At 59.9% G+C, this 15,499-nt stretch carries 8 protein-coding genes; 4 read left to right on the top strand and 4 right to left on the bottom strand.

Features of this window, described 5'->3' with window-relative positions; genetic code table 11:
* Positions 1 to 47: 47 nt before the first annotated feature.
* Together ACW9KT_RS19375 and ACW9KT_RS19370 are read right to left on the bottom strand one after the other, a co-directional pair.
* Positions 48 to 1,721 (bottom strand): MutS-related protein, encoded by a 1,674-nt coding sequence (locus ACW9KT_RS19375; RefSeq protein ID WP_457083471.1) that lies wholly within the window; start codon positions 1,719 to 1,721, stop codon positions 48 to 50.
* Positions 1,722 to 2,123: 402 nt separating this feature from the next.
* Positions 2,124 to 4,517, bottom strand: coding sequence for an ATP-binding protein (locus tag ACW9KT_RS19370; RefSeq protein WP_457083469.1), 2,394 nt, complete (start codon positions 4,515 to 4,517; stop codon positions 2,124 to 2,126).
* 649 nt (positions 4,518 to 5,166) lie between these two features.
* Here ACW9KT_RS19370 and ACW9KT_RS19365 point away from each other — a divergent pair.
* The gene (locus ACW9KT_RS19365; protein ID WP_457083467.1) at positions 5,167 to 6,192 is read left to right on the top strand and encodes an alpha/beta fold hydrolase; all 1,026 of its coding nucleotides are present in this window, start codon (positions 5,167 to 5,169) and stop codon (positions 6,190 to 6,192) included.
* A gap of 803 nt (positions 6,193 to 6,995) precedes the next feature.
* On the top strand, positions 6,996 to 9,425 hold the full coding sequence (locus tag ACW9KT_RS19360; RefSeq protein ID WP_457083465.1) for a penicillin acylase family protein: 2,430 nt from the start codon (positions 6,996 to 6,998) through the stop codon (positions 9,423 to 9,425).
* Positions 9,426 to 9,662: 237 nt separating this feature from the next.
* Here ACW9KT_RS19360 and ACW9KT_RS19355 read toward each other — a convergent pair whose 3' ends face one another.
* A complete protein-coding gene (locus ACW9KT_RS19355; RefSeq protein ID WP_457083463.1) occupies positions 9,663 to 9,854 on the bottom strand; it encodes a hypothetical protein in 192 nt (63 codons plus the stop codon).
* 334 nt (positions 9,855 to 10,188) lie between these two features.
* Positions 10,189 to 10,773, bottom strand: a complete 585-nt coding sequence (locus ACW9KT_RS19350; RefSeq protein WP_457083461.1) for an RNA polymerase sigma-70 factor — start codon at positions 10,771 to 10,773, stop codon at positions 10,189 to 10,191.
* A gap of 348 nt (positions 10,774 to 11,121) precedes the next feature.
* Between ACW9KT_RS19350 and ACW9KT_RS19345 the strand changes: the two genes are divergently transcribed.
* Positions 11,122 to 12,141 (top strand): FecR family protein, encoded by a 1,020-nt coding sequence (locus ACW9KT_RS19345; RefSeq protein WP_457083459.1) that lies wholly within the window; start codon positions 11,122 to 11,124, stop codon positions 12,139 to 12,141.
* Positions 12,142 to 12,175: 34 nt separating this feature from the next.
* A complete protein-coding gene (locus tag ACW9KT_RS19340; RefSeq protein ID WP_457083457.1) occupies positions 12,176 to 15,496 on the top strand; it encodes a SusC/RagA family TonB-linked outer membrane protein in 3,321 nt (1,106 codons plus the stop codon).
* Positions 15,497 to 15,499: the final 3 nt, after the last annotated feature.

The following is a 15,499-nucleotide window of genomic DNA, read 5'->3' as shown; positions in this document are numbered from 1 at the left end:
GGCAAAAACGGCACTCGAGGCCGAATACTGTCCTTGTAAGGAGTCCTTTAGCCCACTACATTCTCCTCCCGCCGGGTCGAATCCGCCACCGAACTCAGTTCTCCCGGCGTGGTCAATTGCGGGCTGCTAGGTTGCGCCCGGGAAGCCAGCGTGGCACTGAGCGCCTGGGCGGCGGCGACCACTGGCGCCGGGTAGTGCAGGCGCGCCAACAACCGAATGGCATTGCGCGTGGTCAGCGGCCCCACTTTGAGGCGGTAGTCGAAATACCAGTCTGCCGCCGTGACCGTCTCGCAAAAGTGGTATTCGGCATAGCACGACTGCAAGAGCGCCCCCAGCTCCCCATCGTGGGTGGCCGCCACGACCCAACTGCGCGGCTGCAAGTAGGCCAGCACGGCCGTATTGGCGGCGATGCGCTCCTGCGTATTTGTGCCTTTGAACAGCTCATCGAGCAGCAGCAGGTAGCTGCCGGGGGCCGCCTCGCAGGCTAGCAGCAGCTGGCGCATGGTTTCGGCTTCGACCAGGTAATAGCTCTTGCCCGTGGGCAGGCTGTCGGCCAGGCTCAGGCTGGTGAGCACCCGGCAAAACGGGGCGCGGTAGGCGGTGGCCGGGCACGTGGCGATCGTCTGGGCCAGCAGGGCATTTACCCCCAGCGTGCGCATAAAGGTGGTTTTGCCCGCCATATTCGAGCCGGTAAGCAGTACCCCCGGCCCGGCCAGGGTCAGGTCATTGGGCACGCACCCGGGCACGAGCGGGTGGTAGCCGCCTTGCAGCTGGATGCCCGCGGCCGCCGGCCCAAAGTGGGGCACGCAGGTGGCGTGGCGCTGGCGGAAGCTGGCCACGGCCAGGGCGCAATCGACGTAGCCGACCGCCTCAAAGACCGTCCGAATTGCGGGCGCGTGCTGCTGCACGGCCACCCGGCAACGGGCATAGAGCAGCACGTCGAGCAGCAGCAGCATCTTGAGCAGGTCGAACAGCCACACGACAGGGGCGGCCAGATCACTTTGCCAATCGGCTTCCACCTGAAAAAACGCGACTTGCCGCACGAGCGCCCCTAGCCGGACTAGGGGCGCGGCCAGCGCCTGCAGGGGCCGCAGGGGCAGGGCCGCCCGCAGCAGGGCCTGGCCCGCCCGGTGCAAGCGGCCCAGGTGTAGCAGGGAGCGAACCTGGCGCTTAATCCGCGCGTGCTGCCAGAAGTGAAACACGGCATTGGTGAGGGCAAACGCCCCCGTCCCAAACCAGAGGACGGGGAGCCAGAAGCCCCCAAGCAACGTGGCCACCAGCCCCAGGGCGAGCAGGGGCGCGCAGCGCGCACCGGGCAACGGGGGCAGGGGCTGCCCCTGCAGCAAATCCGTCAGGTAGTACGCCTCGTGGGCGCTCAGCTGGTCGAGGGCAAGCAAGGCGTGCCCGCGGGCCCCGGGTTGCTGGGCCAGCAGGGTGGCGGCCGCTTCAAAGTCTTGCAAGGGGACCTCGTCGGCGAGCGGGCTACGCAGGCGGTGGTACAGGCACTGCTGGCCGACCCGGCTCACGGTCGCATCGAGCAGGCCAAAGAGCAAGTCGCCGTTCAGGTCCGCCCAGGTTTGGTCCGGCAGGCGCTGGTAGGCGGGCTCGTGCTGCAGAGCGTCGTAGTAGCGGGCTATTAAGGGGAAGTAGGGGGAGCGCGCCGCCGGCTGATGCCAGGCCGCCTCCAGGCGGCGTAAGCGCGTGCGGGAAGAAGTCCACATGAGAAGCAAGGGGAGCGACCAGGGCGGGGGCGGGGAGGGGGTGCCGCTGGTAGGTAGAAGGAGCACGAAAGGTAGCCAAGCCGGGCTTACCCGGAAAGTACTACACTGGGTACCCTAGCGGAGCGAGCCAACACCCGTCCTGCTTTCCAGACGAGTCCGAGAACGTAGGGGGCGGGGGCAACACGCCAGATAAGGCGGTAAAAAGTATCCCGAAGCGCCTTGAAATGGCCACGGTTACGGGGTCAGGGATAGTACTTAGGCGTATCGATAGCCCGATTAGGACCGAGAAGTGCCGCTTATCAGCCCTTATTCTTGTCGAAGGCCCTGCCGGTTCTGCACCCCGCTCTGGGAGGCTTCACCCGCAGCGAGTGCCGGAAGCACTCCGCTAGGAGGATCGAACCACTACACCGGGAGGGCGAGCACGAACTGGCTGCCGGTGCCGGCCTGACTGTCGACCGTTAACGTTCCCCCATGCCCTTGGGCAATGATGTCATAACTGAGCGACAAGCCCAGGCCAGTCCCTTCCCCGGCGGGCTTGGTGGTAAAAAAAGGCTGAAAGATTTTCGCTTGCACGTGCTCGCTCATGCCGGCCCCATTGTCCTGGACCTTAATTTCCACCTGCCCGTTGCGCTGCCGCGTTTGGACGCGCAGGCTAGGCTGGTAGCCCGCTTCGCCGACTTGTTGTCGAGCGTGCAGGGCGTAAAAGGCATTGCTGTAGAGGTTCAGCAGCACGCGGCCGATGTCGGCGGCGACGAGGTTGACGGGCGTTAACCCCGGGGCAAAGTCCGTAGTTACTTCGGCCTCAAACAGCGGCGCTTTCGTCCGCTGTCCTTGGTAGGCCAGGCGCAGATATTCTTCGCACAGCGCATTAATATCCGCCGGGGTCCGTTCTCCGGTGCTGGGCCTCGCATGTTCGAGCATCCCGCGGACAATCCCGCTAGCCCGTTGCCCGTGCTGCCTTATCTTGGTTAAGTTTTGCGTCAAGTCTTCGAAGAGTTCTGCCTGTAAAGCTTCATCGGCTGCTCCCCCCTTAGCCTGCTCCTCGCGTAGTTCGGCTACTAAGTCCGTGGATACCTCCGAGAAGTTCGTGACAAAGTTTAAAGGATTCTGGATTTCGTGGGCAATACCCGCCGTCAGCTCCCCGAGCGAGGCCATCTTCTCCTTCTGAATCAGTTGAGCCTGCGTCGTGCGCAGTTCAGTGAGAGAAGTATTGAGCTGGTCGCGCTGGGCTTGTAGTTCCTGCTTTTGGGTCGTAACGGCCGCATTCAGCCGGTTGAGCTGCTCGTTGACCCGTTGCTTACTGCGGTTGCTCCGCCAGAGCATAAAGGAAAACCCGGCAATCAGGCTGGCCCCACCTACCACGGCCCAGAGAATATTCCGTTGCCGCTGGGCACGGGTGGCAGCCTGCTGCTGGGCTTGCCGCAGCGCGGCAATGCGCGCTTGCTGCGCCCGGGTAGCTTGCTCAATCTCGTAGCGGGCCACATGTAAGGCTCCTTCCCGCGTGTCGAGCGAATCGGCCAAAGCCAGGGCCGCGACGGCATAGTGCGCCGCCGGACTGGGCCTGCCCTGCTGCTGGTAAAACCGGGTTAACTCCCGCAAGTAGGCCAAGCGCAGCGGGGTGCTGTAGGCTTGGCGGGCTTTGCCATAGGCGGCGAGCCAGTGGGTTTCCGCCCGGGCAGCATCACCCGTAGCGACGTAGTAGCGCGCCCAGGCTGCGTCCAGCTCCAGCGGGGTGGCCGTCGAGACTAACGGCAGCCGCAGGGAATCGGCCAGGTGCTGGGCCGCGGGCAGCAGCCCGCCGGCTTCGGCCACGCGGCCCAGGGCGAGCAGCGCCTGGCTTTTCAGCACCAGGGCGTAGACCTTGGGGTACAGGATGCTGCCCGCCGGGGCGGGTCCTGGGCCGACGGCGGCGAAGGTGAGTATTTGGTCGGCCGCACGCAGGGAAGCCGGGTAGTCCCGTTGCTGGAAGTACACATTGCTCAGCGAGCGCAGATAAATAAGCCGATTGGCCCCACTATTCCTGCCCAGGGTTGACAAGCGCAGGTACTGCAAGGCTTTGGCGTAGTTGCCCCATTTGGCGTAGCTGCCGGCCACACTCACCAGAAAGGCGTAGTAGAAGTGCGGGGAGACCGAGCGGCCCAGTTCCGCGGCCCGCAGGTACTGGCTGGTTGCTTGGTTGTAATCGCCTCGGTAGGTGTAGGAGCCGCCCAGGGAGTGGTAGCACACCGCTAGGCTGACGGTGTCCCCAGTGCGGCGGTAGTGGGCGCGTTTGGCTTGATAATACGCCAGCCGGGCATCCTCGCGGTTAAGGGCGCTGAAGGCTTCGCGCAGGTAGGCCAGCGGCCACGGCGCGGGCCGGGGCAATTGGTCGAAGGCCGTCACGGCCGCTTGCAGGCTGTCGAGCGCCGCCGCCGCCTCCAGCTGTACCCCGGCCAGCAGCAAGCGGTAGGCGCGGTGTTCCGGGCGGCGCAGGTGCTTGGTTAGCGCGACGACCGCGGCCAAGTCGGTCCTTGGCACTTGCGAGACGTACACCGAGCAATCAATGAGGTGCAGCAGGGTGCGCAGCCGGGCCGTATCGGCGCGTTGTCCGCTGAGTACCTGGCGTAGGGAATCGGGGTTGGCTGCCCAGTAACGGTAGCGGGCCGCCGCCGCTGACGCTGAGGTTTGGGCCGCTCCCAGCCCGGAGCGGGACGGAGATGTGGTCGGCGAGGCGGCGGGGGCCGGGGGCCGTTGGGCCGCCGTGGGGGTAGCCAGCAATAGCAGCCCCCCGGCCAGCAGCATGAAAAGAGCGCGCATAACAGAGGGCAGAACGCCGCCGCGAGCTACTGCTCGTGGGGGGCGGAAAGGGCAGTGCATAAGAAGAGCTTAGTCCAGCAAGCTACGCATTAAAGCGGGGCCGGCAGCTACTCAACTGGGCGGGGTTCACCCAGCAGAAATTTGGCTTGTCCGGCACGCTTTCCCGGCGCGTTGGGGCGGCACGTAGGGCAGGATTTACGCCTTCTCCTTACGCTACTGACAAGCGAACCAGCAGGAGGGAAGCACGAGGGTCATGCGGACGCTCGCTTTTCCGGAGCAGCAACGACGGTGCCGGCGGCGCCACCGGCATTACCCAGGGGTAGAAGAGAAGGAGCAGCGGGCCTTCTCACCCCCCCGGAGAAAGTCCGATAAGGCCCTTTTTATCGGTCCTTATGTAGCCGTTTTTACCGTCTGTGAAGGGACGTTTACAAGTCGTAAACGTCCTCTGTCGTGATTAAAGCACCGTTTTCTTGAACAGAAGAGGTTTGAACCATAAGTAGAGGGCGAGGAATTGCGGCTGCGACTTTCGTCGTTCTGAGCACCTTGCTTGGACGGGATTGGCTATTCGTCCTAAACGGGTGTAGCTTGCCTCACCTGACCGGCACCCGCCGCCCGAAGTGTTCCCCTCTTTAGCCGCTCACCTTCCTCCATGCGAAACTTGCTTGCCCTCCTGCTTTGTTGCTTCGCGCTTGCTCCTCGTCAGGAGGCACGGGCACAAGCAGCGACCCGTCAGGCCCCAGCATTAGCCATTGACACCGCTTTTTTACTGCCCATCAACGGGGTGAAGCAGTATATGGAAATCAAGGGCACCTCAAAGACCAAACCGGTGCTGCTCTTCATCCACGGGGGGCCGGCGTGGCCGGCCACGCCGATGAACCGCCACTACAGCCAAGCCTTGGCCAACGACTTTATTTTCGTTTCCTGGGACCAGCGCAATTGCGGCAAGTCGCAGACCGACACGACCGTTCTCTTGACGCCAGATCTTTACCTAGAGGACGCGCATCAGCTCACGCAGTTTTTACAAAAGACGTTCCACCAGCGGAAAATCTTCGTCCTTGGTCATAGCTGGGGCAGCCTGGTGGGCGTGCAGTTGGTGCAACGCTACCCGCAGGATTACTCGGCCTACATCGGCATGGGGCAATGGGTCCACGCCGGCAAGTCGGCCCTCTTGGCCAGCGCTTTCGTCCGGCAGCAGGCCACGCTTCGGCACGACACGACGACCCTGCATGCGCTGGCCAAGATTCCGCTATCCGAGGCGAGGGGATACGAGAGCGGTTTGAATGACCTGTTTGCCTTTCTGACCCTTTCGGAAAAATATTTTGCCAGCCGCCAAGTAGCTGACCTGCCCGACCCCACGCAGCTCTACCCTGATTACCAAGCCCTCGACTGGATGACGCCGGTGATGCGCACCATGACTGCCATGTGGCCGGATTTAAATGGCGGCAAAACGAATCTGTTGCAACGCCCCGATTTCAAGTTGCCCGTCTACTTTTTTCTCGGCAAGTACGACCACAATACTTCTTCGGAACTGGCCAAACAATATTTTCAGGTCATCAAAGCGCCCAAAAAGCAGTTGTTTTGGTTTGAACATAGTGGTCATGCGCCCAACTGGGAAGAACCTGTCCTATTCCACCGCCGGCTCGTTCAACTAGCGGCCGAGAACAAATCGAAATAAGCGGCCACGACCGCTCCCCTAGACGGGCGACGGAAGGGTAATCTACAGTCCACACGTATTGAATTAGGGGTAGACCGAAATACTGCTTTCAGTGAAGGAGAGAATCCAGCCCGGCACTAGGCGGCCACGAGCCCCCTGTTAGCACGGCGAGCGTGTACGAAATCCGTCTACGAATCCACGGGTACGAAATGCCCCGCAGGCATGCGTTTCGTAAACTAAAATGAGAGCCTGGTATCCCAATAAAGTACCATAATTAGGGGTTAGGGGCAGTAGGGGCAAAAACTCCACATATTCCGCGGGCGGGGGTATAATAGGATTATTTTAAGGAATGAAAGGCAGAAACCAAAGTAGAAGATTGCACTTCCCAACTTTGCCCAGGCTCAAGAAAGTATCTGGTTTTGAGTGTATGAAACGCATCTCCTCGGCCCGTTTCGTACACTCGTCCTGCGCTACGGTGGCCTGCTGGCACCTGGCGCCGGCTAGCCTACCAAGCGTTCACCGAAAGGAGAAGCCTGCTACATTTGGGAACACCGACCCGCTTCCCGCCCATGGCCCTACGTCCTTTCCTGCTCGTGCTACTTGGATTTGGGCCGCTCTCCTGCGTGGCTTAGGCCCGCCCTCTCCCCGCGGGGCACGGGCAAGCTCCGCCTGTGCCCTTGCTATGGTCGGCCAATCCCCGCGTGCTCAAGCTGGCGGCCCCCGCCCTCATCTACCGGCAGCTGCGCGACACGAGCGCCTGGGCGCCCGGACGAGACAGTACATTTCAGTGTATCCTTGTATTGTCACCTTAACCTCTTCTCTTTATGCGTCTTCCGGTTTTTTTTTCTTTAGGGGTGTTTCTTTTACTAACGATGTTTGGTGGCGATCAGGCAGCTGCGCAAACCAAAAAGAAGCTTAAAACAAGGGGCTTGCAGGCCCCCGTAGAGATACGCCGTGACCAATGGGGCCTTAACCACATTTATGCGGCAAATCAGCATGACCTCTTTTTTGCCCAAGGGTACGCCGCCGCCAAAGACCGTTTGTTCCAGTTTGAAATGTGGCGGCGGGAGGCGACGGGCACTGTGGCAGAACTGCTGGGGCCAGACGAGTTGAAAAGAGACATAGGGGCCCGTCTTTTCCAGTTCAGGGGGAACATGAAACAAGAACTCAACCATTACCACCCCCAGGGCGAAGCTATTATTAACGCCTACGTGGAGGGCGTAAACGCGTATATTGATGAGGTGGCCCAAAAACCAGAACTGCTGCCCGTGGAATTCAAGCTGCTCTCCCTTAAGCCCGGTAAATGGACTCCTGCCGTGGTCATCTCGCGCCACCAAGGGCTATTGGGCAACGTCACCGAAGAACTGAGCATTGGTATGGCTGTAGCCAAAGCCGGGGAAGCCAAGGTGAAAGACCTCATGTGGTTTCATCCCAAAGAGCCTACCCTTGCGATGGATAGTAGTATCAAAGGAGAGCTTCTCTCAGAAAAGATACTCGAACCCTATGAGGCCTATCAGAAAGACATTGTATTCAAATCTACCCATATAAACCCCGCCGCTAAAGATTTGGGGGCCCAGGTAGATAGGCTGAACCGCCAGTTAACCAAGCCCAAAAAGGAACCTTTTGAGCATGGCCTTATGGGCAGCAACAACTGGATTGTGAGTGGCAGTAGAACCGCCAGCGGCCACCCCATGCTGGCGAATGATCCGCACCGCAGCATAGCTGTTCCCTCTTTGCGGTACATGGTGCATCTGGTTGCTCCCGGCTGGAACGTAATTGGGGGGGGAGAACCGGTCATTCCTGGGGTTTCTATTGGCCACAACGAGCACGGCGCCTGGGGGCTCACCATCTATGAAACAGATGGCGAAGACCTCTATGTCTATGACTTGAATCCGGCTAACCTGAAGCAATACCGCCACAAAGGTAGCTGGGTGAACATGGAGGAACTGAAGGAAACCATTCCAGTGAAAAATGCCAAGTCCGTAGACGTTACCTTGCGCTACACCTTGCACGGACCCGTCACGTTCATTGACTCCATCAACCACAAAGCCTATGCGGTGAAATGTGCCTGGCTGGAGCCCGGCGGCGCGCCTTACCTGGCCTCCCTGCGCATGAACCAGGCCCGCAACTGGGACGAGTTCAGGGAAGCCTGCAGTTACAGCCACATACCGGGCGAGAGCATGATCTGGGCCGACCAGAAAGGCAACATCGGCTGGCAGGTGGTGGGCATTGCTCCCGTTCGGAAAAATTTCAGCGGCATGGTGCCCGTCCCCGGAGACGGCAGGTATGAGTGGTCGGGGTATCTGCCCATCAAAGAAAGGCCGCACCTGCTCAACCCTAAGACAGGATTCTTCGCCACGGCAAACCAAAACGTAACCCCAGACACCTACCAGCATTGGGAGACCGTTAACTATACCTGGGCAGATCCTTTTAGAGGAGACCGCATCAATGAGGTGTTGGGAAAGAACCCCAAAGTGACCATGAAAGACATGGAGGCGCTTCAGGCCGATTATTTCTCTATTCCGGGCAGAACGCTGGTGCCCCTGTTGCAGACCATTAGGTTCGAGGAAAAACTGGTGCAGCAAGCCAAAGACCAGCTTTCAGCATGGAATTTCATCCTGAACCCGGAGTCAGTCAGCGCAGGTATCTACGCCATGTGGGAGCGGCAGATCATGCAAGAGGCCCGGGAGCAGTTTATTCCCCAGGAGCTAAAAGGATTAGTGGGCCTACAGTTGACCAAGGTGATTGGTTGGCTGCAAAAACCTGATCAGCGGTTTGGGACCCATGCGGTAGCGGGCAGAGATGCTTTCCTGAAAAAGACCTTTGAGAAATCCATTGCAGAGCTGCAGAAAAAGCTGGGAAACTCTATTGAGTACTGGCAGTACGGTCAGGAAAAGTATAAGCACGTTACACTAGTGAACCGGTTGCCAGGACTGGCGAATGAGCAGTGGAAGAAAAGGGCAGACGTTGGCCCGGTACCCCGGGGAGGGAATGGCTACACCCCTAATTCTACCGGTGGGCTTGATAACCAGTCCCACGGCGCCAGCTTTAGGATGCTGGTGGATGTAAGCGATTGGAATTCTGCCCTCATGATCAACACGCCCGGCCAATCAGCAGACCCTACCAGCCCGTATTATAAAAATCTTTTCGAGCTCTGGGCCAAAAATGGCTACTTCCCGGCGTATTACTCAGAGAATAAAATCAAAAGTGTCACCAAAGAAGTCCTCCTCCTCAAACCTTCAGGCAAAAAATAAGGGCCGGTGTGGCGGTATGCTTCCCCCTGTACCATGTGCCTGCAATAGGTGAAATGGTAGTGAGTGGAAGAAGTATGGGTAGAATGATGTCTTGCTAATTTGGCAATCGGGCGAGCAAGGATTGTGACAACCTGCTTTCTTTACCAAAGGTTGAACCCACTTAGTGGCTGCCCCATTGTCAACTGCCTCTGCCTAGAGCCTCATCCCGGACGGGTTACTCCTCGTGCCACTTCCCACTTACAGCGACCTTGGGGGTGGATCCAGGGGATGATAAGCCAAGAAGAAAAAGAGCACCACTACTAGGAAGAGGGCCAAGCCAAACAGCCCGATGAAGCCCAGAATCACGGTTTCCATCCAATCGAGGCGGTGCCGCCGCAGATATCGACGGATGAACCAGCCCCCAAGCCCGCTATAAAGCAGCACGGGCATTCCAACAAAGCAGGCGAAGTGCAAGAGCAACCTGCGGAAAAGATACGTGGGCTGATCGGCCGTTACGTGGCCACGTGGACAGACAATGGTAAGGACCGATACGACCCTGGTTACCGGACCTTATTAGGGGTGTTGAGAGGGATAGAGCCTAGCGAGGGTAAAAGTAGTTACTCACCCACGTGTCATCTTAGTCCTGAATGCGCGCAGGATGAAGCAATAAGCGTTAAGGTGAGTAAAGCCAAATCAGTTGACAGCCAGTTGAGGCACCGCGGAATGTAAGACGAGCGATATGTCGCGCGGGAACAGTCGATAATCTCGTGCTCAGACGACTTGCTTAGCCCTGTAGTAGCATCAGCAAGAGCGTAAGCGTCGTGCCATGGGCTTGGAAATAGGAGCGCAGAAACTTTAGGGCCAACGTCATCTGGGTCTCGACGCTTTTAACCGATATGTTCAGCTCCTGGGCGATACCCGCGTAGGAGAGACCCTCTTGCCGGCTCAGGGCAAATACCTGGCGGCGCCGGGCAGGCAATTGCGCGCACGCCACTTGGTAGAGTTCCTCCAGCTCGGCATATTCCAGCTGTTTGGCAGGCGAGTCCTCGGTGACGACCAACTCCTGGTGTAACCCTTCAAACACCCAGGACCGCTGGCGGCGAAGCTGCTTGAGAATGGCGTGATAAGCGCACGTATACAGATACGTTTTGAACACGATACCCTCGTCAAACTCGTATCGCCGCTCCCACACCTTCAAAAAGCACTCCTGTACCACTTCCTCCGCATCGGCTGCTGACTTCAGGTAGCCGTGGGCAAAGCGCCCCAGCCCCGGGGCATGCAGGTTGAACAGTTCGTCAAACGCGCGCGCCTCACTTGCTCGCAAACGCCGCAGGCACGCTACATCGGAAAACTCTCGGAAAACTTTCACAGGCGGACGGGCACAAAATGGGAGGCAGGGATAAGTAAATGAACGAGGATAGCTGGTGCTTACCCTCATGTACTGTCCTGCCAGCAGTATCTTTTTCGGCTTTACTAAGTCCTTCATTGACAGGGAAAAGCCCCTGCCCGACCTCCAACTGCAGAAAGCTTCCGCCGGACCGCGCAGGCGGCACAACGCAAGCCCGTTGGATAGCGGTGCCCGTCTGGTACCCCCGCTCAACAGGAGGGCTCCCAACCCACCTTCAGCGCTAGCAAAAATAAAGATACGGGGACCTTCAGGGTAGCGGCGGCTCACGGGCTTTTACTCCTTAGCAAGACCGTTCACTGCCTATTACTTATGCAAGCCATAGATTTTGACGCGTGCATGCGTTACGTGCGGGGTGAGTCGTCCCTGGAAGAAGCCCAGGCCGTGCGCGCCTGGCTGCAGGACCCGGCCAATGAGCTCTTAGCCCGGCACTGGATGAGCCGGCAGGCCGACGCCCTCGAGGCCAGCCCCCAAGCCGGGGATTCTCCCTCACCCATTAACCTTGAGGGGGTGAGGGCCCAATTGCATCAGCGCCTGGGCGTAAAGGATGAACCAAGGGCAAACCGCCGGCCGGCCACTTTCCGGTGGGGCCGCTGGGCCGCGGCGGCGGCCGTCGGGGGCCTGGCGGCGGGCGGCACGCTGTGGTCGCTCAGCCCGGGAGGCCCAGACGAGCTTCGCCCAGTCGTTGTGTATACTACCCCCTATGGTCAGACCCGGCAGGTCCGGCTGCCGGACGGCTCCACGGTGACGCTGAATGCCAACTCTACCCTGCGCCACGCGGCCGTCTGGCGCGCCAACACCCCCCGGGAAGTATGGCTCGACGGAGAAGCGTACTTCTCCGTCAAGCATCTGCCTACCCACCAGCGTTTCCGGGTGCATACCACCGGCAGCTTCCACGTGGAAGTGCTGGGCACCCAGTTCACGGTGTATCGCCGGCATGAGCAGGCCCGGGTGGTACTGCTCTCGGGCAAAGTGCGCGTCGATTTTGCCGACCAGCACCAGGCGGATGTGACCCTGCAGCCCGGCGAGCTCCTGCAGACGGCTGACGCCCAGCCCGCGCAGGTGGTGCGCAAGGCCGTGGCGGCGCCCGCCTACGCCGCCTGGAAGGACCAGAAGTTAGTGCTAGACGACACTCCCATTGGGGAGTTGAGCACTATGCTTCACGACACCTACGGGCTCAACGTCATCATACTCGATCCGGCGCTGCGCCGGCAAACGATTACGGGGACGGTGCCCGTCGGGGATATCGACCTGCTGTGCCAGGCAATAGAAGCCACCTTCCACCTCCAGGTCCAGCACCGGGGCAATCAGATTATCATCTCCTCCTTCTAAGGATTCCTTGTTCCTCCTTTCTCCCCCAACTTGTATGGAAAGACTGCCTACTCTCTTCCAGGAACGACTTGCCCGCCCCCTGTGCCTCGTGGCCAGCCTCGGCCTGTTCCAGGCACCCGCCGCCACCTACGGTCAGCTCGTTGCGGCGGTGCAAACGCGCCCGCCGGCCGCGCCGCGACCCGCGCCGGCCGTCTCGCTGAAAGCCTTGCTGGGGCGCTGGGAACAGCAGTACCAGGCCACCATCATCTACAAGACGGACTTAGTCCGTGATAAAAGCGCAGTGCCTCCCCCCACTACTGAAGGCGTCAGCCTGGATGAGCAGCTCACTCAGGTGCTCATCCAGGCCGGGCTGAGCTTTCAAAAATTACGACCTAATTATTACGTCATCACCGGGGCAGAGCCGGCGCAGGCCGCGGAAACGGCCCCAGAGGACATCGCCGTAACCGGCCGCGTCACCCAGGCTGATGGGCAGCCCTTGCCCGGCGTAACGGTGGTGGTGAAAGGCACCACCCAGGGCACCTCCACCGATGACCAAGGCAACTTTTCGCTAACCGCGCCGCGGGGAAGTGTGCTAATCTTCAGCTCCATTGGGTTTGTTGCCCAGGAAGTGCCCGTGACGGGGCCCACCCTCAATATGGTGCTGGGGGAAAACACCCAGGCCCTGGATGAGGTGGTGGTCGTGGGCTACGGGGTGCAGCGCAAGTCCGACCTGACGGGCTCGGTGGCCAGTGCTGACCTGGAGGCATTTCGGGAAGCACCGAATACCAACATTGCCCAGTCCTTGCAAGGCTCGGTACCCGGCCTGAACGTAGGCCAGGTAAACACGGCCGGCGGAAACCCCAGCATTCAGGTGCGGGGGGCAAATACCATCAATGGCAATGCCAACGTGCTGATCGTCCTGGATGGCATCATCTACAATGGCTCGCTGGCTTCCATCAATCCGGATGATGTGGCCTCCATCGATGTGCTCAAGGATGCCAGCTCCACGGCCGTGTACGGCGCGCAGGCGGCGAATGGCGTGCTGCTCATCACCACCCGTAAGGGCAAAGCCGGCAAGACGCGCATTGCCTACACCGGCTCTTACGCTACGCAAACGCCCAGCGTAAATGTGCGGCCGCAAAACCGGGAGGAGATCCTGCAGCGCATCCGCGACCTGAACTACACCCAGGCCTACCTGGCGCCCGACTACACTACGCCCAACCCAAACTTCGACCTCACCAAGTTTGTGGATCAGATTCACCTGAACGCGGACGGCACGATCCGCACCGCCGATTTTGACTGGTGGGATGCATCTACCCAAACGGGGTCCATTCAGGACCACCAACTCAGCATTTCGGGGGGAAGCGAAAAAACGACTTACCTCGTGTCGGGGGGCTACACCAAACAGCTCGGCTTCATCATCAATGATAAGTTCAGCCGCAAGAGTGTCCGCATCAACCTGGAAACCCAAGCCACCCCGTGGTGGAAGATAGGGGCCCAAACCTTCGGCTCCTTCAACGACTTCAGCGGCGAGGAGCCAACCCTGGCCAATATCGTGCGCATATCGCCCATGCACGAGCCCTACGACGAGGCCGGCAACCTCATTCCTTTTCCGACGGGCACGGGGCTGGCGAATCCCCTGTTGGGTGCCGACGCCAAGGACTCGGACAAGCGCATGACCCTATTTGGCAACTTCTACACCGAGCTCAGCGCGCCTTTCCTGCCGGGCCTGACCTACCGCCTCAACTTCGGCAATAACTACCGCACCAACAACCACTACTACGCCAGTCGGTGGGCCGCGGGGCAGACGGGGCAGGCCTACAAGGACCTGGATACGAACTACGACTACACGCTCGACAATATTTTAACTTACTCCAAGGTGTTGGGCAAGCACGAGCTGACGGGCACCTTGCTGTACAGCGCCATCGAGCGGGAGTACTCCCGCACCTACGCCAACGCCACGGGGTTTTCCAACATCGCCCTGGGTTTCAATAGCCTGGAGCAGGGCACCAACCAGTTCACTTCTTCCGACGCCTGGGAGGAACGGCTCAACGCCCAGATGGCCCGCCTGAATTACAAGTACGGCGAGCGGTATCTGTTGACGGCCACCCTGCGCCGCGACGGGTTTTCCGGCTTCGCCGCCAACAAGAAGTACGGCATTTTCCCGTCGGCCGCCCTGGGCTGGATCCTAACGGAAGAGCCCTTTTTCAACTTCGCCCCCATTAACTTTCTGAAGCTCCGGGCGGGCTTTGGCACGAATGGCAACCTGACTAGCCGCTACTCCTCCCTGGCCCGCCTCGAGCCCAGCGCCGCGTACGTGTTCGGCGACGGCGGCACCACCGTGTTCGGGCAGCAGGTGAGCACCCTGGCGAATCCGAATTTGAAGTGGGAGTCTACCCGGGGCCTGAATGCGGGGCTGGATTTTGTGGTGCTCAAGAACCGCATCTCGGGCAGCGTCGACTACTATAACAACCGCACCAACGACCTGCTGTTCGACGTAGCCCTGCCCTCCATCTCCGGCTTCTCGTCGATTCGCACCAACGTGGGCAACATCAAAAACGCGGGCCTGGAGCTGACCCTGACCACGCAAAATATTGCCACTAAGAATTTTAAGTGGAGCACCACCTTCAATATTTCCGGCAACCGCAACAAAATCATTAAGCTGGTCGGGCTGGATGCCGACGGCGACGGGAGGGAGGATGACCTGGTGAGCAGTGGCCTCTTTATTGGTCGCCCCATTGGCACGATCTACGACTTACAATCCGACGGCTTTTACCAACTGGGGGATGATGTTCCAGCCGGCTACTACACAGGGTCGTTTCGTCTCGTGGATGTGAACGGGGACGGCCGGGTTGACCGGGCGGGCGACCGGGTATTCTTAGGGCAGCGGGAGCCGGATTATCGCACCAGCCTGCTCAATACGGTGGAGTACAAGGGCTTTACCTTTCGCGTGTTCCTGAACGCCGTGCTGGGCGGCAACGACAGCTACCTCGCGCCCAACAACCCCGCTAACAATATCGGGGGGCTGCTGGATGAGAACTCGCGGCGGCTTAACTACCTCACGGCCCTGGATTTTTGGTCCCCCTCCAACCCCAACGCCGTGTTTCCCCGCTCGGCCCTCTCGCCCGCCCTTACCCCGGGCGTGTTTCAGAACCGCAGCTTCGTGCGCTTGCAGGATATTTCCCTCTCGTACCGGTTTGGCGGCAACATCATTGAAAAGCTGCACGCCGACAACTTAAGCGTGTTCGTGAGCGCCAAAAACCTTTATACCTGGACCGACTGGCTGGGCTGGGACCCGGAAACCGAGCAGGGAGTGAACGACTCTGGTCGCCCCGTGCTCAAAGGCTATTCCGTGGGTCTGTCCGTCGCTTTTTGAACT

The sequence above is a fragment of the Hymenobacter sp. HD11105 genome (assembly GCF_054051685.1).
This window is presented reverse-complemented; position numbering and strand designations above follow the sequence as displayed.

Coding starts and splice junctions, on each gene's coding strand:
- ACW9KT_RS19375 (WP_457083471.1), bottom strand. CDS start 1,721: ATGTGGACTTCTTCCCGCACGCGCTTACGCCGCCTGGAGGCGGCCTGG.
- ACW9KT_RS19370 (WP_457083469.1), bottom strand. CDS start 4,517: ATGCGCGCTCTTTTCATGCTGCTGGCCGGGGGGCTGCTATTGCTGGCT.
- ACW9KT_RS19365 (WP_457083467.1), top strand. CDS start 5,167: ATGCGAAACTTGCTTGCCCTCCTGCTTTGTTGCTTCGCGCTTGCTCCT.
- ACW9KT_RS19360 (WP_457083465.1), top strand. CDS start 6,996: ATGCGTCTTCCGGTTTTTTTTTCTTTAGGGGTGTTTCTTTTACTAACG.
- ACW9KT_RS19355 (WP_457083463.1), bottom strand. CDS start 9,854: ATGCCCGTGCTGCTTTATAGCGGGCTTGGGGGCTGGTTCATCCGTCGA.
- ACW9KT_RS19345 (WP_457083459.1), top strand. CDS start 11,122: ATGCAAGCCATAGATTTTGACGCGTGCATGCGTTACGTGCGGGGTGAG.
- ACW9KT_RS19340 (WP_457083457.1), top strand. CDS start 12,176: ATGGAAAGACTGCCTACTCTCTTCCAGGAACGACTTGCCCGCCCCCTG.